15 protein-coding genes are annotated in these 15,156 nt (G+C 49.0%); 5 read left to right on the top strand and 10 right to left on the bottom strand.

All coding sequences use genetic code 11. The annotated features are described in order from the left end of the window. Positions 1–194: 194 nt before the first annotated feature. The 6 genes from O3681_RS02800 to O3681_RS02775 form a co-directional block, all read right to left on the bottom strand. The gene (locus O3681_RS02800; RefSeq protein ID WP_371459232.1) at positions 195–1,202 is read right to left on the bottom strand and encodes an IS5 family transposase; all 1,008 of its coding nucleotides are present in this window, start codon (positions 1,200–1,202) and stop codon (positions 195–197) included. A gap of 83 nt (positions 1,203–1,285) precedes the next feature. Beyond that, positions 1,286–1,618 (bottom strand): hypothetical protein, encoded by a 333-nt coding sequence (locus O3681_RS02795; protein WP_107723332.1) that lies wholly within the window; start codon positions 1,616–1,618, stop codon positions 1,286–1,288. Positions 1,619–1,715: 97 nt separating this feature from the next. Then, positions 1,716–2,201, bottom strand: coding sequence for a 5-(carboxyamino)imidazole ribonucleotide mutase (purE, locus tag O3681_RS02790; protein WP_003686478.1), 486 nt, complete (start codon positions 2,199–2,201; stop codon positions 1,716–1,718). An 80-nt stretch (positions 2,202–2,281) separates the two neighbouring features. Then, positions 2,282–3,037 carry a tol-pal system YbgF family protein gene (locus O3681_RS02785; protein WP_371459231.1) on the bottom strand — a complete coding sequence of 252 codons (756 nt, stop codon included), beginning with the start codon at positions 3,035–3,037 and terminating at the stop codon, positions 2,282–2,284. A 14-nt stretch (positions 3,038–3,051) separates the two neighbouring features. Next, positions 3,052–3,720, bottom strand: a complete 669-nt coding sequence (locus O3681_RS02780) for a class I SAM-dependent methyltransferase (protein WP_371459230.1) — start codon at positions 3,718–3,720, stop codon at positions 3,052–3,054. An 11-nt stretch (positions 3,721–3,731) separates the two neighbouring features. After that, on the bottom strand, positions 3,732–3,917 hold the full coding sequence (locus O3681_RS02775) for a DUF3460 family protein (protein WP_003680728.1): 186 nt from the start codon (positions 3,915–3,917) through the stop codon (positions 3,732–3,734). Positions 3,918–4,132: 215 nt separating this feature from the next. Between O3681_RS02775 and O3681_RS02770 the strand changes: the two genes are divergently transcribed. Then, positions 4,133–5,485 carry a polynucleotide adenylyltransferase PcnB gene (locus O3681_RS02770; RefSeq protein ID WP_371459229.1) on the top strand — a complete coding sequence of 451 codons (1,353 nt, stop codon included), beginning with the start codon at positions 4,133–4,135 and terminating at the stop codon, positions 5,483–5,485. A 114-nt stretch (positions 5,486–5,599) separates the two neighbouring features. On the opposite strand, the gene rpoD is transcribed toward O3681_RS02770, so the two are convergent. Then, positions 5,600–7,552, bottom strand: coding sequence for an RNA polymerase sigma factor RpoD (gene rpoD, locus O3681_RS02765; protein WP_371459228.1), 1,953 nt, complete (start codon positions 7,550–7,552; stop codon positions 5,600–5,602). A 194-nt stretch (positions 7,553–7,746) separates the two neighbouring features. Further along, entirely contained in the window at positions 7,747–9,519 is a 1,773-nt protein-coding gene (gene dnaG / locus O3681_RS02760; RefSeq protein WP_107723327.1) for a DNA primase, read from the bottom strand. A 329-nt stretch (positions 9,520–9,848) separates the two neighbouring features. Here dnaG and O3681_RS02755 point away from each other — a divergent pair, with 329 nt between their 5' ends. Further along, positions 9,849–11,285 (top strand): NAD-dependent succinate-semialdehyde dehydrogenase, encoded by a 1,437-nt coding sequence (locus O3681_RS02755; protein ID WP_107723326.1) that lies wholly within the window; start codon positions 9,849–9,851, stop codon positions 11,283–11,285. A gap of 369 nt (positions 11,286–11,654) precedes the next feature. Beyond that, positions 11,655–11,867 carry a hypothetical protein gene (locus O3681_RS02750; RefSeq protein ID WP_371459227.1) on the top strand — a complete coding sequence of 71 codons (213 nt, stop codon included), beginning with the start codon at positions 11,655–11,657 and terminating at the stop codon, positions 11,865–11,867. 75 nt (positions 11,868–11,942) lie between these two features. On the opposite strand, the gene O3681_RS02745 is transcribed toward O3681_RS02750, so the two are convergent. Continuing rightward, positions 11,943–12,929 (bottom strand): malate dehydrogenase, encoded by a 987-nt coding sequence (locus tag O3681_RS02745; protein WP_107723325.1) that lies wholly within the window; start codon positions 12,927–12,929, stop codon positions 11,943–11,945. Between the two features lie 121 nt (positions 12,930–13,050). Beyond that, positions 13,051–14,025, bottom strand: a complete 975-nt coding sequence (locus O3681_RS02740; protein WP_003746557.1) for a PhoH family protein — start codon at positions 14,023–14,025, stop codon at positions 13,051–13,053. A gap of 102 nt (positions 14,026–14,127) precedes the next feature. On the opposite strand from O3681_RS02740, the gene O3681_RS02735 reads away from it, so the two are divergent. After that, positions 14,128–14,838, top strand: coding sequence for an AzlC family ABC transporter permease (locus O3681_RS02735; RefSeq protein WP_371459226.1), 711 nt, complete (start codon positions 14,128–14,130; stop codon positions 14,836–14,838). Continuing rightward, on the top strand, positions 14,835–15,143 hold the full coding sequence (locus O3681_RS02730; RefSeq protein ID WP_371459225.1) for an AzlD family protein: 309 nt from the start codon (positions 14,835–14,837) through the stop codon (positions 15,141–15,143). The genes O3681_RS02735 and O3681_RS02730 overlap by 4 nt, the downstream gene beginning before the upstream one ends. Positions 15,144–15,156: the final 13 nt, after the last annotated feature.

Here is a 15,156-nt window from a genome sequence, read left to right as displayed (position 1 = left end):
ACAAGTAAAAGGCCGTCTAAAAACGTTGTAATACGTTTTGGACGGCTTTTTTATTAGGCTGAGACCTTTGCAAAATAGCCCTTTTCTCAACAGCCGAAGTCCAAAACAGGATTTCGGCTGTTTTTCGTTCCAAATTCCCCTTTTTTTCTCTTCAGGTACCCGTGATACCTGATAATCAGGCATCCGGCCACCTTTTAGGCAGCAACAGGCGCACTTAGCCTGTTGGCGGCTTTCAAAAGGTTTAAACACATTGCCTTCAGATGGCTTTGTGCACTCACTTTGAGCAGCCCGAAATAGGCTGCCCGGGCGTAGCGGAATTTACGGTGCAGCGTACCGAAGCTTTGTTCGGCCACATAACGGGTCTTCGACAAATATCGGTTGCGTTTGGTTTGCGCTTCCGACAGCGGATGTTTGCGGTGGGCTTTGCGCATAATACCGTCCTGCAGCCGATGCTCTTCCAGATGTTGTCGGTTTTCCTCACTGTCATAGCCTTTGTCGGCATAGACGGTCGTGCCTTCGGCTATACCTTCCAACAAAGGCAACAGGTGTTTGCACTCATGGGTATTGGCGGGAGTGATGTGCAGTTTCTCGATATAGCCTTCCTCATCGGTACGGGTATGTTGTTTGTAACCGAGTCTGTATAACCCGTTTTTCTTTGTCCAGCGGGCATCTTTATCTTTACTCGGTGTGGTTTGGCCGCTGACTTGTCCTTTGTTATCGACTTCTATAGCCTGGCGCTGTTTGCTGCCGGCGGTCTGAATAATGGTGGCGTCAACGACAGCGGCGGATACTTTTTCTATTTTTAGGCCTTTTTCGGTCAGTTGGCGGTTGATCAGTTCCAGCAGTTCGGACAGCGTGTCATCTTGCGCCAGCCAGTTGCGGTAGCGGCATAAGGTGCTGTAATCGGGGATGCTCAGTTCGTCAAAACGGCAAAACAGGTTGAAATCGATGCGGGTGATGAGGCTGTGTTCGAGTTCGGGATCGGAGAGGCTGTGCCATTGTCCGAGCAGGACGGCTTTGAACATGGACAACAGGAGATAGGCGGGACGGCCGCGGTGGTCTCGAAGGTAACGGGTTCTTTGACAATTCAGGTATTGTTCGATCGGCTGCCAATCAATCACTTGATCCAACTTTAATAGTGGGAAACGGTCGATGTGTTTGGCGATCATGGCTTGTGCGGTTTGCTGGAAGAAGGTGCTCATGAGAAATTCCCTAAATGTCTTGGTGGGAATTTAGGGGATTTTGGGGAATTTTGCAAAGGTCTCAGGCTAAAGAACCAACTCGGTTATTGAAGTTTCAGCAGCCTATCTTGTTCGACGGACAATACGCCGTTTACCTTTTTGAAATAGGCAATGGCATCTTCAATCTTGGTCTTGGAAGATGGACGGATAGCAATACCGTGCAGGTTTTTGTATTCGTAAATCAAAGTTGCACCTGAGGTTTTTACTGCTTTTAGCAATGGCGCGGAACCGGTTTGGGCATCATAGAAGATAATCAGATTGCCGGTTGTATCTTGGGCTTGTTGCTGAGATGGAATGGCAGTTGATTGAGTAGGAATGCTTGGGCTTTGGCAGGCACAAAGCATGGTGGAGAGTAGGACGAATGCTAGGATTTTCATGGCATTAATTCAATTTGATAAAAGAAAAAAGGCCGTCTGAATAATCGTAAAACGAAATCAAAGTTTCTCTTTACAACTTTCAGCCGGCCTTAGTTCCTTATGCTTCAGGCAATTCCATGGCTAGAACGGTTTGTTCTTGTTTGGCACGGAAAGCCGCCAGTTTTTCAGCCAATTCAGGATTTTCGTTGGCCAAAAGTGAAATGGCAAACAGCGCTGCATTGGCCGCACCGGCTTCGCCAATGGCAAATGTGGCAACAGGAACGCCTTTGGGCATTTGTACAATCGAAAGCAGGGAGTCTTCGCCGCGCAGATATTTGCTGGGAACGGGAACACCCAAGACGGGCACCGTGGTTTTGGCAGCGACCATGCCTGGCAAATGCGCTGCGCCGCCCGCGCCGGCAATGATGGCTTTGATGCCGCGTTCGCGTGCGGTTTCTGCGTATTCAAACATCAAATCAGGCGTACGGTGTGCAGAGACGACACGTGCTTCGTATTCAACGCCGAATTCTTTGAGAAATTGTGCTGCCTGCTGCATCACCGGCCAATCGCTGTTGCTGCCCATAATAATGCCGACTTGGATCATGAGGAGTTCCTTTTGCTTGAATGGGTTAAGGGTAAAAAAATATTCAGACGACCTTGGGGATAACAAGGCCGTCTGAACGTTTATCTTTGTTTAAGACTGATGGAAGCGCGTTTTGCCGCCTCGCTGTTTGGGAAGCTTTGTATCAGTTTGCGCCATGTGCTGCGGGCGATGTCTTTTTGTTGCAGTTTGTATTGGCACTGGCCGATGCTGTACATGGCATCGGGAGCTTGCGGGCTGTTGCGGAATCGGTTGGCGTAGCGGTTGCCAATTTCGATAACGGATTCGCAGTTGCCCAGACGTTGTTGGCTTTGCAGGAGCAAATACATATTGCGGCGGGCAATTTCGCTGCCGTTGCCGCCGTCGGCTTCTTTCAAAATGGCCACAGCAGCGGAGAAGTTGTTGCGCTGATAGTATTTTTGCGCCTGATTATAAAGGCGCAGCTCGTTTTGTGCGGCTGAGTCTGTTTCAGACGGCGCGCCGCCGCCATTGGCCAAATAGTTCATTTTCAGCTTGCGGTCGTCCAATCGTTGGGCTTTAGGTTTGGAAGCCGAAGTAGTCGGACGTTTGATGTTTCGTTGTTGTTCCAGTGTTTGCAAGCGTTGATTTAATTCTTCAACCGTGCGTTCCAGTCGGGCGATTTGTATGCCCAAGTGGTCAATCTGGGTTTGTGCATCTAAGCGTGGATAGGGGATATTTTTTTCATGCAAAGGCTCACGCGGAATATCTGGCAGGACAAAGTTCGGATTGTCGGCAGGTTGGGGAGGATGGGAAACGGCGCATGATGCGGCCAATAGAGTAAGCGGTAAAAGAAACAGGGAACGTGATAATGTTTTCATCAGATTGTGTCATTTTATTTTTTTAGCAGCAGTGTCAAACCGTCGCCGATAGGCAGGGTAATGGGAATAATGCGTGTATCGTGTGGCAGATTTTGGTTGAAATGGCGCAAGATATCCAAGCTGGGCGGATCGTTTTCGGCAGCTTCATTCATGACGCGCCCGCCCAATAAGATATTGTCGATGGCAATCACGCCGCCACTCCGTACCAGTTGCAAACAGCGTTCGAAATATTTCGGCGTAGGCGGTTTGTCGGCATCGATAAGTGCCAAGTCGTAGCTTTCCGATTCGCCTTGAGCAATCAAATCGTCCAAAGTCAGCAAAGCCGGCTGCAGATGAAGCGAGATTTTATGCGCTATGCCTGCTGCCTGCCATGTTTCGCGGGCAATATCGGTAAAGGTTACATTGATGTCGCAAGCCGTGATTTTGCCATCTTCGGGTAGGGCGAGCGCCATGGCAGTGCTGCTGTAACCGGTAAAGACGCCAACTTCCAAATATTTTTTAGCATTCAATAACTTGGCCAACCATACCAACATGGCTGCCTGTTCTTGGGCGATGGCCATCTTCCCCAGACGATGTGATTGGGTACGCCTACGCAATGCGGTCAAAACGGGATGTTCGGATTGACCGATGCTGTTGAGGTAATGTTGTAATGCCGGATCGGTATTATGCGTGTTGGTCGTCATGCCGATACGGGTTAGTCTTGATAGTAGGTGTAGGGTTTTTTGTTGACTTTGGCCGCTTCAAACTCGGCCTGCTCTGTCGGGTTGAGGGTAACATCCCACAGCAAATGGCGGTTTTCGAGGCGTTGCGCTTCCATTTCGGGATTGTCTTCCATGAGTTTGTCGAGGAATTGGGTAGCTTCGGATTTGTAGTGGTACATGATGTTCTGCCTGAATCGTTGTCAGGCTGTCATTATAGCCGATATTTTTTGCCAATACGCTAATTAATCGAACTTCCATAAGGTATAATGGCACGTCTTTTTTAGGCCGTCTGAAGCCTTTGCTCAATGTTTTGCCCCTTCTGCGGCAGAATATTGTGCAAAGGCTTAAGCCAGACAAGTTTCAGACGGCCTTTTTATTGTGAAAAGAGCTGCTTATGTTAAAAAAATGGCTGCATAAGGTGTTGCCTAAAAAACACGTCAAGTCGTTGCCCGAAAAGGAGATTATTCCGCTTGAGCAACACGGTATCCATGCGGATATGTTGAGCTTTGCCGCTGAGAAAATTGCCAAACGCCTACATGAAGCCGGTTTTCAGGCTTATGTTGTAGGGGGAGCCGTTCGGGATTTGTTGCTCGGGGTTGAACCCAAAGATTTTGATATTGCAACTGATGCCACACCGGAGCAAATCCGTAAAATATTCCGCCGCAGCCGCATTATCGGCCGGCGCTTTCAAATCGTTCATGTGATGATTGGCCCTGAAACCATCGAAGTAACGACGTTTCGCGGTGGCGATAAGGTTCAGCAAAATGCGCAAGGCCGCATTATGAAGGACAATACTTACGGCAGCATTGAAGAAGATGCCATGCGCCGCGACTTTACCTGCAACGCGCTGTATTACGACCCGATTAAAGAGGAAATTTGGGATTTTCATGAAGGCGTGGCTGATGTTGCCGATAAGAAATTGGTGATGATAGGTAATCCTGCCGAACGCTATCAGGAAGATCCTGTCCGTATTCTTCGCGCCGTCCGTTTGTCTGGCAAGTTGGGCTTTGAAGTGGAAGAGCAAACGGCTTTGCCGATTGCCGAATATGCAGACCGTCTGAAAAATGAGCCTGTTGCTCGTCTTTTTGACGAAATTCTGAAAATTCTGTTTTCCGGTTATTCTCGTGCCTGTTTGAAAAGGCTAAACGAGTTGGGTATTCCCGAAGGCATCCATCCGCTTTTAGATGCCTTGAAAACTGCCGAAGCGGCTGAAAACCGTATGATTATGTTGGCCTTGAAAAATACCGACGAGCGTATTCGTGCGGATAAGTCCGTTTCCGTCGGTTTCGTATTGGCGGCGGTATTGTGGCCGACACTAAATGCTATGTGGCAACGAAATCTGAGCAATGGACAAAAACCTGTCCCTGCATTGATGGATGCGATGAACACCATGCGGGATACGGTGGAAAAAGGTTGGGGCGTGCCGCAACGATTTTCTGCAACCATGCGTGAAATTTGGCAATTTCAGCCGCAATTTGACAATATGCGCGGTGCACGCCCGTATCGCCTGCTATCACAAGCACGTTTCCGAGCCGCTTATGATTTCCTGATTTTGCGTAGCGAGGTTGGCGAGGTTGATAAAGAGATGGCTTCTTGGTGGACAACTTTCCAACATGCCGATGAGGACACCCGTCAGCAAATGACTGCGGCCAATGATCACAAACGTCAGAAACAAAGTGGATCAACTGATGGCAAACCCAAACGTCGCCGCCGTCGTCCGAAAAAGAAAACCACTGAGGCTGAATAAATTATCAAAATAAATTTAAGGCCGTCTGAAGCGATTAAATCTTTTGGGATTTGGTTTTCAGACGGCCTTCGTATTTCAAAAAAAACCGCAGGTCTTTCAACCTGCGGTTTGCTTTTATGATTTGTTTTCTTCGCTGTCGAGGAAGCTGCGGAGACGGTCGCTGCGGGTAGGGTGGCGCAGCTTGCGCAGGGCTTTGGCTTCGATTTGACGGATACGTTCACGGGTTACGTCAAATTGTTTGCCGACTTCTTCGAGCGTGTGGTCGGTATTCATATCGATACCGAAACGCATGCGTAACACTTTGGCTTCGCGCGGTGTCAGGCTTTCGAGGATTTCTTTGGTTACTTCGTGCAGGCTGGTGTACATCGCAGCTTCTGCCGGAGCAACGTTGTTGGCATCCTCGATGAAGTCGCCCAAGTGCGAATCGTCGTCATCGCCAATTGGTGTTTCCATGGAAATTGGCTCTTTGGCGATTTTCATGATTTTGCGGATTTTGTCTTCCGGCATTTCCATCAGCTCGGCCAGTTTGGCGGAATCAGGTTCTTCACCGGTTTCTTGCAGGTATTGGCGCGAGATACGGTTCATTTTGTTGATGGTTTCAATCATGTGAACCGGAATACGGATGGTACGCGCTTGGTCGGCGATGGAACGGGTAATCGCTTGACGGATCCACCATGTGGCATAAGTAGAGAACTTGTAGCCGCGACGGTATTCGAATTTGTCCACCGCTTTCATCAGACCGATATTGCCCTCTTGAATCAAATCAAGGAACTGCAAGCCGCGGTTGGTGTATTTTTTGGCAATGGAAATAACCAAACGCAAGTTGGCCTGAATCATTTCCTGTTTGGCTGCTGAGGTTTCTTTCTCGCTCAGCACCATGTTTTTGTTGATTTCTTTCAACTCTTCGATGGAAATGCGGGTTTCGGTTTCCATATTGGCCAGCTCGGCTTGTTTTTCTAGGATGGCGTGGCGGAAACGATCCAATGCGTTTGCCCATACATGGCCTTTGGCTACTTCTTTTTCAACCCATTCCAAATCGGTAATAGCAGGCAGGAAGTTTTCGATGAAGTAGTCGCGTTCCATACGTACGCGGTCGATACAGATATCGCGGATTTCGCGTTCGAGTTTGCGGATGTTTTCAACGCGACTGCGTAGGTTGCTGCTCAAATTTTCGATTTGACGTGTGGCAAAACGGACTTCTAACAGTTTGTTGGCAATGGCATCGCGGTGTTTCAGGTAGTTGGCGTGTTGGCTGCCGTGTTTTTCCAACTGCTTGATCATTTTGCCGTATTCACTCTCGATAAAGGCGAAGTGTTCCAAAACTTTTTGTTTCAGTTCGGCTAAATGGGCAGCGGATATGGCTTCAGAGTCGCTACCTGAATCGTCTTCATCTTCCTCGTCGCCATCTTCATCATTACTATCGGCTTCGTCTTCTACATCATCAGGCTTGGCATTTTCCAAATGACCTAAGCCCAATTCGTTCAACAAGACTTCATTAGGGTCGATAATGGCTTCAACGACTTCATCCACACGGATTTCGTCGTTGCGGACTTGTTCGATCAAAGCCAGAATTTCGGCAATAGAACCTGGGCAGGCGGAGATTGCCTGCACCATGTTTTTCAGTGCATTTTCGATTTTTTTGGCGATGATGATTTCGTCTTCGCGCGTCAATAGATCGACTTGACCCATTTCACGCATATACATACGCACAGGGTCGGTTGTGCGGCCGAATTCTGAATCTGCGCTGGAGAGTGCTGCTTCGGCTTCTTCAACGGCATCGTCGTCGGTCATGGCGGCGGCGTTGTCGCTCAAGAGGATGTCTTCAGCATCGGGGGCTTGCTCGGTTACTTGGATACCCAGGCCGGAAATCATGCTGACAATGTTGTCGATTTGTTCGGCATCGGACATATCGTCGGGCAGGGCATCGTTAATTTCAGAATAAGTGATGTAGCCGCGTTCTTTACCCATGATAATGAGTTGGCGCAGACGCGCGCGCTGCTCTTCGATACTCAAGGGACGGTTGTCGTCTTGGTCTTGGTATTCTTCGTAGTTTTGGTTTTTAGACATGGATTGCTCTCTAGGTTGATAGGATGCCGACGGTTTACGGTGATGTGGCCGTACCTGAAGGCGGAGCAGAGCTTTTTGTTGTGAAATCAGATTTCACTTTAATACTCTGAGGCCGTCTGAAAATATTACAGATGGAGTGTTCTGCGTGTCATGTTTCGCAGCGTGTGTTTAGATTGTTCAGACGGCCTGAGGGGTTAGTTTTGCTTTGCCGTCAAAAGCGACAGCAAAAGTCTTTTTTCATTTTCGGTCAAACCAGTTTGAATACTTTTTTGCTTTAAAGTTTCGATTTGACTGTATTTTAATTCATTTAACAACTTTTTCATGCCAATTTGGAAACTTTCGCAATCTTCTTCGTTATCCCCTTCCATTTCTTCAGAGTGAAGGGTCGATAAAAAGATTTGATTGACGGTTTCCTCATAGGGTGAACCGCGCATATATTCAAGCACTTGTGCAGTTGCAGGAGTTGTATCGTGATGCTTGATGGTTTCGGCCAAATTGGCAAGGCAGGCAAAATCGCCGCTTAAAGCAAGATAATCGGGCAGGTCTATATATGAAGCCCAAGCCGGATTTATCAAGAGGCTGCGTATCTGTCTTTGAACCAGCGTCAGCATGGTTGGCTGTTTGACAGAAATAGGCGGCAGTTTGTAACTTTTTTGTTTGACGTGCCGTTTTGGCGCTTCTTGTCCGAGTAATTGGGCGAGGTTGTCCGGGTCAATGCCTACGAGCTCGCTGAGTTTTTGTTTCAGAAGATAGCCCAATGCCGGCGCGGTAATCTGAGCCAAGAGCGGAGAACTGGTTTTGACCAATTCTGCTTTGCCTTCTTGCGTATTGAGGTTGAGGCCGTCTGAAAGATGTTCCCAAAAGTATTCCGATAGGGGCTTGCTTTGGTTTAACAAGGCATCTTCAAATTGCGTCTTGCCGTAGGCGCGGATGTAGCTGTCTGGGTCGTGTTCTTCAGGCAGGAATAGAAAATGCAGCGATTTATCGTCTTTTAATTGCGGCAACGCATTTTCCAGCGCGCGCCAAGCCGCTTTACGCCCCGCGCTGTCGCCATCAAAACAAAAATAAATACTGTCTGCCTGACGCATCAGGATTTTGACGTGTTCCGCCGTGGTTGCCGTACCCAAAGCCGCTACGCCGTAGCCGACGCCGAACTGCGCCAATGCGACCACGTCCATGTAGCCTTCGACTACCAAAATTCGTCCAGCCTCTTTTACGGCAGCACGCCCTTCATATAGCCCGTAAAGGTTTTTCCCTTTGTCAAACAAAGGCGTATCGGGCGAGTTCAGGTATTTGGGTTTGGAGTCGTCCAATACGCGACCGCCAAATCCGATAACCTGCCCACGCGGATTACGGATAGGGAACATAATCCGATGGCGAAAGCGGTCGTAATGTTTGCCTTCGTTATCAATGACCATGCCCGTATCTACCAACGCAGTATTCGGATAGGGTTGGAACACTTGTGCCAAAGGTTGCCAACCGTCAGGCGCATAGCCCAAACCATAATGCGCGATGACTTCCGCACTCAAGCCGCGTTTGTCCAAATAAGCCTTTGCTGCCGGATTGAATTTCAACTGTTGCGCATAAAAATCTGCTGCCGCTGCCGTCGTTTCTTCCAAAGTTTGTTGCTTTTTTTTACGTTCGGCACGGATTTCGGGATTGTCTTCCTGCCCGCGAACTTTAGGCACCGTCATACCGACGCGATCAGCCAAAAACTGCACCGCCTCCGGAAACGACAGCCCCTGATGTTCCATCACAAAACCAATCGCCGAACCATGAGCCCCGCAACTGAAGCAATGGTAAAACTGCTTGGTCGGGCTGACCGAAAACGAAGGCGTCTTTTCCTTGTGAAATGGACAGCAGGCCATATAGTTCGCCCCGCCTTTCTTCAGCGGAACCTGCTCGTCGATAATATCGACAATATCGACTTTGGACAAAAGCTCGTCAATGAAATCAGATGGAATCATGGTTCAGCAGAAGAGGATGGACGGAAAACATTTCAGACGGCCTTATAAACAGACAAAGGCCGTCTGAAAATGGAATTTTGGATGAGGGTTGAGATGAGTTTTGTATTATAGCAAATTGTTGTAATACATGTGTCTTATCCTTTTGAGGTAGAGTATTAATCATCGTATTTCATTCATTATTAAGATGGATATAATGTCGTTAAAGCAAAGGCTGTCTGTAAGATATTCAGGCGGCCTTTGCTGTTGGTTTATTTTTCGAATTAGTTGCGCTTTCATGGTATGAATATGATAATGAACACATATTCCAGATTTTAGAAAGCTAGTTTCTTATGAAAGATTTTGCCCGTTTGCTCAATCATCCCGATATTTCCTTTTCTCCGATTCCAGATGCCATTAAAGTTGATAACCCTGCAACAGGTGAGGCTTTGGGTTTTGTCCGTAAGACTGATTCAGACGACCTGAAGCTTTTGATTCAAAAGGCAGAGACGGCACAAAAATTATGGGCGGCAAAAACTGCGTTGGAGCGGGCCGATGTGTTGTGGCGCTGGTATTTTTTGATTAAAGAAAACAAAGAAGAACTGGCGCGTATCATGACGATGGAGCAGGGCAAAAGCCTGACTGAGGCGCGTGGTGAAATTGATTATGCGGCTTCGTTTGTGCGCTGGTTTGCTGAAGAAGCGCGGCGGATTGACGGCGATGTGCTGACAAGCGTGAAAACGTCGCAAAAAATGGTCGTGTTGAAACAGCCCGTCGGCGTTACAGCCGCGATTACGCCTTGGAACTTCCCGTCTGCGATGATTGCACGTAAGGCCGCACCTGCTTTGGCGGTGGGTTGCGCGATGATAGTCAAGCCCGCGTCGCTCACGCCACTGAGCGCGTATGCGCTGGCGCTACTGGCTTACGAAGCTGGCGTGCCACACGATTTGCTTCCCGTCGTCAGCGGTCGCGCTTCGGAAATCAGCCATGAATTTGCCACGAACCCGACCGTGCGCAAAATTAGTTTTACCGGTTCGACCGAAGTCGGCGCGAAAATTTTTGCCGACAGCGCGGCAGACATTAAAAAACTCAGTTTGGAACTGGGCGGCAACGCGCCGTTTATCGTGTTTGACGATGCCGATTTGGACAAAGCCGTCGAAGGCGCGCTGGCGAGCAAGTTCCGCAACAGCGGACAGACCTGCGTCTGCACCAACCGCGTTTACGCTCAATCCGGCATTTACGACGAATTTTGCCGCAAATTAAGTGAAAAAGTAGCCGCGCTCAAATTGGGCAACGGCTTGGAAGATGGCGTAAACCAAGGGCCGTTGATTGAGGAAAAAGCGGTCGAAAAAGTCGAGGAGCACATCGCCGACGCATTGGCTAAAGGCGCAAGTTGCCTGACCGGCGGCAAACGTAGCGCGTTGGGCGGAACGTTTTTTGAGCCGACTGTTTTAAGTGGTGTTACGGCACAAATGGCGGTAGCTCGCGAGGAAACCTTCGGGCCTTTGTGTCCGGTGTTCCGTTTTGAAACCGAAGCCGAAGTCATCGCGGCCGCCAACGATACGGAATACGGTTTGGCGGCCTACCTCTTCACTTCCGACACCGCCCGCCAATGGCGCGTCGGCGAAGCTTTGGAATACGGTATGGTCGGTATCAATACGGGCTTAATCAGCAATGAAGCGGCACCTTTTGGCGGCGTGAAACGCAGCGGTCTGGGACGCGAAGGCAGCAAATATGGCGCGGATGAATATTTGGAATTGAAATATTTGTGCATTGATGTAGCGGAATAAAGCTGCACAGTAAAGGCCGTCTGAAATTTGGTTTTCAGACGGCCTTTTTTAAACGCAGAAAAGGTATTGGATAATTTTCATATTATGAGAACGAGCGCTTTATAAAGAAGCAAAACCATAAGAAACAAAGTTGCAAAAGTTTTGTCACATGTATATAAAATTATTTTGATAATTTTTTTATGTTTTTAATCTTGCAAGGTGCTTATTTCGAGTTTCTAGCAGTGGTTTTTCTTTGAGTGATGGCAGCGGGAATTTTGGATAATACAACCGTGAGCAAGGAAGGATTGTTTTTTGCTCACATAGTGTGGCTCATATCGATAGCGTGGGAACTTTATCCAGGCTGCAATGTTTGAAAAAAAGGTGATGTGAATGTTGAAGAAATTTTTAATTCTGTTTTGCGTAGCTTTCACCGGCGCATGCAGTTCATTTGATGGGGATGGTTTGACAAATGGCTCATATTCTCAAGGAAAACATCTTGATCCGAATTGTGATCATTATGCTGTCGGCGGTAGTGGTGGCGGTTGTACACCGTCAGGTCAATGGCATATTAAAGATAAGCAAGGACAAAGAGTGCCATTCTAGCTTTTAAAAATGATTGTAGAATGGGCATTTAATTATTTAGGCCGTCTGAAATTTGGTTTTCAGACGGCCTTTGTTTTAGAGTAGATCCTGGATGGCTGAACGTTCTTCTTCCAATTCGGCCAGCGTGGCGGCAATACGTTTTTGGCTAAATTCGTCCGACAAATCTAAGCCTTGGACGATGCGGTAGCTGCCTTCGTCACAAATGACGGGGAAGCCGAAAATCAAACCTTCGGGAATGCCGTAAGAGCTGTCGGATGGAACGCCCATGGTTATCCATTTACCGCTGCTGCCGAGCAACCAGTCGCGCAGGTGGTAGATGGCGGCATTGGCGGCGGAAGCTGCGGATGATGAACCGCGTGCGGCGATAATGGCTGCACCGCGTCCGGCGATTTTTGGCATGAAGACTTCGGTGTTCCAGTCGGGTTCGGTAATCATGTCTTGGACGGACTCGCCGTTGCTGGTGGCGTAGCGGTAGTCGGCATACATGGTCGGGCTGTGGTTGCCCCAGACGCACATTTGCTCGATGGAAGTAATCGGGCGGTTGATTTTTTCGGCAATTTGGCTGACGGCGCGGTGATGGTCAAGACGCATCAGGGCGGTGAAATTTTCCGGCGGGATGTCGGGTGCGGATTTCATGGCGATGTAGGCGTTGGTATTGGCCGGATTGCCGACGACGAGGACTTTAACGTTGCGATGGGCAACTTTGTTCAACGCCTCGCCTTGTACTTTGAAAATTTCGCCATTGGCATGCAACAAGTCGGCACGTTCCATGCCTTGCGTGCGCGGACGTGCACCAATCAAGAGGGCGATGTCGGCATCTTTGAAGGCGACTTCGGGGTCGTCTGTGGCGAAGATGTCGGCAAGGAGCGGGAAGGCGCAATCCTGCATTTCCATAATCACGCCGCGCAATGCCTGTTGTGCCTGCGGCAAGTCGAGCAGCTGCAGGATAACGGGTTGGTCGCGTCCGAGCATGATGCCGCCGGCGATACGGAAGAGGGTGGCGTAGGCGATTTGGCCTGCCGCGCCGGTAACGGCGATTCGGACGGGTGGCTTGAGGGTCATATTTTTCCTTTTGAAGTCGTTGTTTTACTTGATTTTCGGATTATAGCAGTATTATGGGGAGAATGATGTAGTAAGGCCGTCTGAAATTTGATTTTCAGACGGCCTTAAGTGTTTGAAAAGATTATTCGTCGTTTTTCTTTTCAGCTTGTTCTTCTGCTGCTTCATAGGCTTCGACAATTTTCTGCACCAAAGGATGGCGGACAACGTCTTCGCTGGTGAAGGTGTGGAAATACAGGCCTTCTACGTCGCGCAGTTTTTCACGTGCATCTTTCAAGCCGGATTTGATGTTGCGCGGCAGGTCGATTTGGCTGATGTCGCCGGTAATGACTGCTTTGGCACCAAAGCCGATACGGGTCAGGAACATTTTCATTTGTTCGGGTGTGGTGTTTTGCGCTTCGTCCAAAATGACATACGCGCCATTTAAGGTGCGGCCGCGCATATAGGCCAGCGGCGCAATTTCAATCAAACCTTTTTCCATTAATTTGGTTACGCGGTCGAAGCCCATCAAATCATAAAGCGCATCGTAAAGCGGGCGCAGGTAGGGATCGACTTTTTGCGCCAAATCGCCCGGTAGAAAACCGAGTTTTTCGCCTGCTTCGACTGCAGGGCGCACCAAAACAATGCGTTCGATTTGGTGTTTTTCCATGGCATCGACTGCGGCGGCAACGGCAAGATAGGTTTTGCCCGTACCGGCAGGGCCTAAGCCGAACACGACATCGTGGTTGAGCAAGGCGCGGATATAGCCGTTTTGGCGCGGGGTGCGGCCGCCGATGCTGCCGCGTTTGGTGCGGAAATAGTATTGTTGGTCGTGGTGTTTTTCTTCGTGTTTTTCATCTGCGGTTTTGGCTTCAACGGCCGCAAGACTGATGGCGTTGTCGTCCAAGTCGCCTTTTTCTGCGGCTTCGGCAAGCGACAGCAAGGCACGACGGCCGGCGTGTGCCAGTTCGCCCATGAAGGTGAAATGTTCGAAGCGGCGGCTGATTTGGATATCAAGGGCTTTGCCTAAGGCTTCGAGATTGCTGTCGAGCGCGCCGCACAGGCGTTGCAACACGGTATTGTCAATTTCTTCAAACTGCAGATGGACGGTGTGGGTCATATTGGTTTCCGTAAATAAATCTAATTTTTCCGTATTATACCCTTGTTCAGACGGCCTGATTTATAATACGTCGCTTCTTTTTAATAAACCGTTTCAATCAAAATGAATCACACTGCTTCTCCTCAATCGGAATTTCTGCGCGGTATCAAAGAATGTTCCCCCATGCTGATCGGCTTGTTGCCGTGGGCGTTGATTTTGGGTATGCAGGGCGGGCAAAAGGGCATGAGCTGGCTGGAAATGCTGTTGATGACGGGTATGAACTTTGCCGGAGGTTCGGAATTTGCCGCAGTCAATTTGTGGGCAAATCCTTTGCCGATTCTGCTGATTGCAACAGTTACGTTTATGATTAATTCGCGCCATATCCTGATGGGTGCGGCGATTGCGCCGTATATGAGGGATATGCCGCTGAAAAAGGCAATGCCCGCGCTGTTTTTTATGTGTGATGAAAGTTGGGCGATGGCATTTGCTGAAATTCAAAAGCGTAAGGCGGCAGGTTTGCCTGCTTTCAATATGCCGTTTTATGCCGGCGTGTGCTTTATTTTGTATGTAACGTGGATTGGTTTTGCGGCGTTTGGCGCGGCAGTCGGTCCGATGTTCGGCGATGTGGCGGCATGGGGCTTCGGCATGGCGTTTCCTGCGGTGTTTTTGGTGTTGCTGCGCGGTATGTGGAAGAGCTTTGCGGCTTCGCGCCCTTGGTTTGTCAGCCTGATTGTGGCGTGCGTAACCTATTTGACCGTGGACGGCGCATGGTATGTTCCGGCTGGAGCGTTGTCGGGTTTGTTGGCGGCGTATTTGTGGGGAGAGCAAAAATGAAGGATTTGTTGTCGCTGCAATCGTTTTTGCTGTTTTTAAGTATGTTGGCCGTTACCTATTCAACCCGATTAATCGGCTTTTTTGCATTGCGCAACCGTACGTTGAGCCGTCGTGCGCAAGTGGTGATGGAGGCTGCACCGGGCTGCGTGTTGATTTCCGTGATTGCGCCTTATTTTGTATCGAACAAACCGCATGAGCTGATTGCCATTGCTTTGACGGTATTGGCCGCCAGCCGGTTTTCGATGTTGGTGACGGTATTAATCGGCGTTGGTACTTCGGGCATACTCGGTTATTTGATGAAATAAAAAATTTTCAGAC

The sequence above is a fragment of the Neisseria sp. 27098_8_158 genome (assembly GCF_041433145.1).
Classification (GTDB): Bacteria; Pseudomonadota; Gammaproteobacteria; order Burkholderiales; family Neisseriaceae; genus Neisseria; species Neisseria subflava_E.
This window is presented reverse-complemented; position numbering and strand designations above follow the sequence as displayed.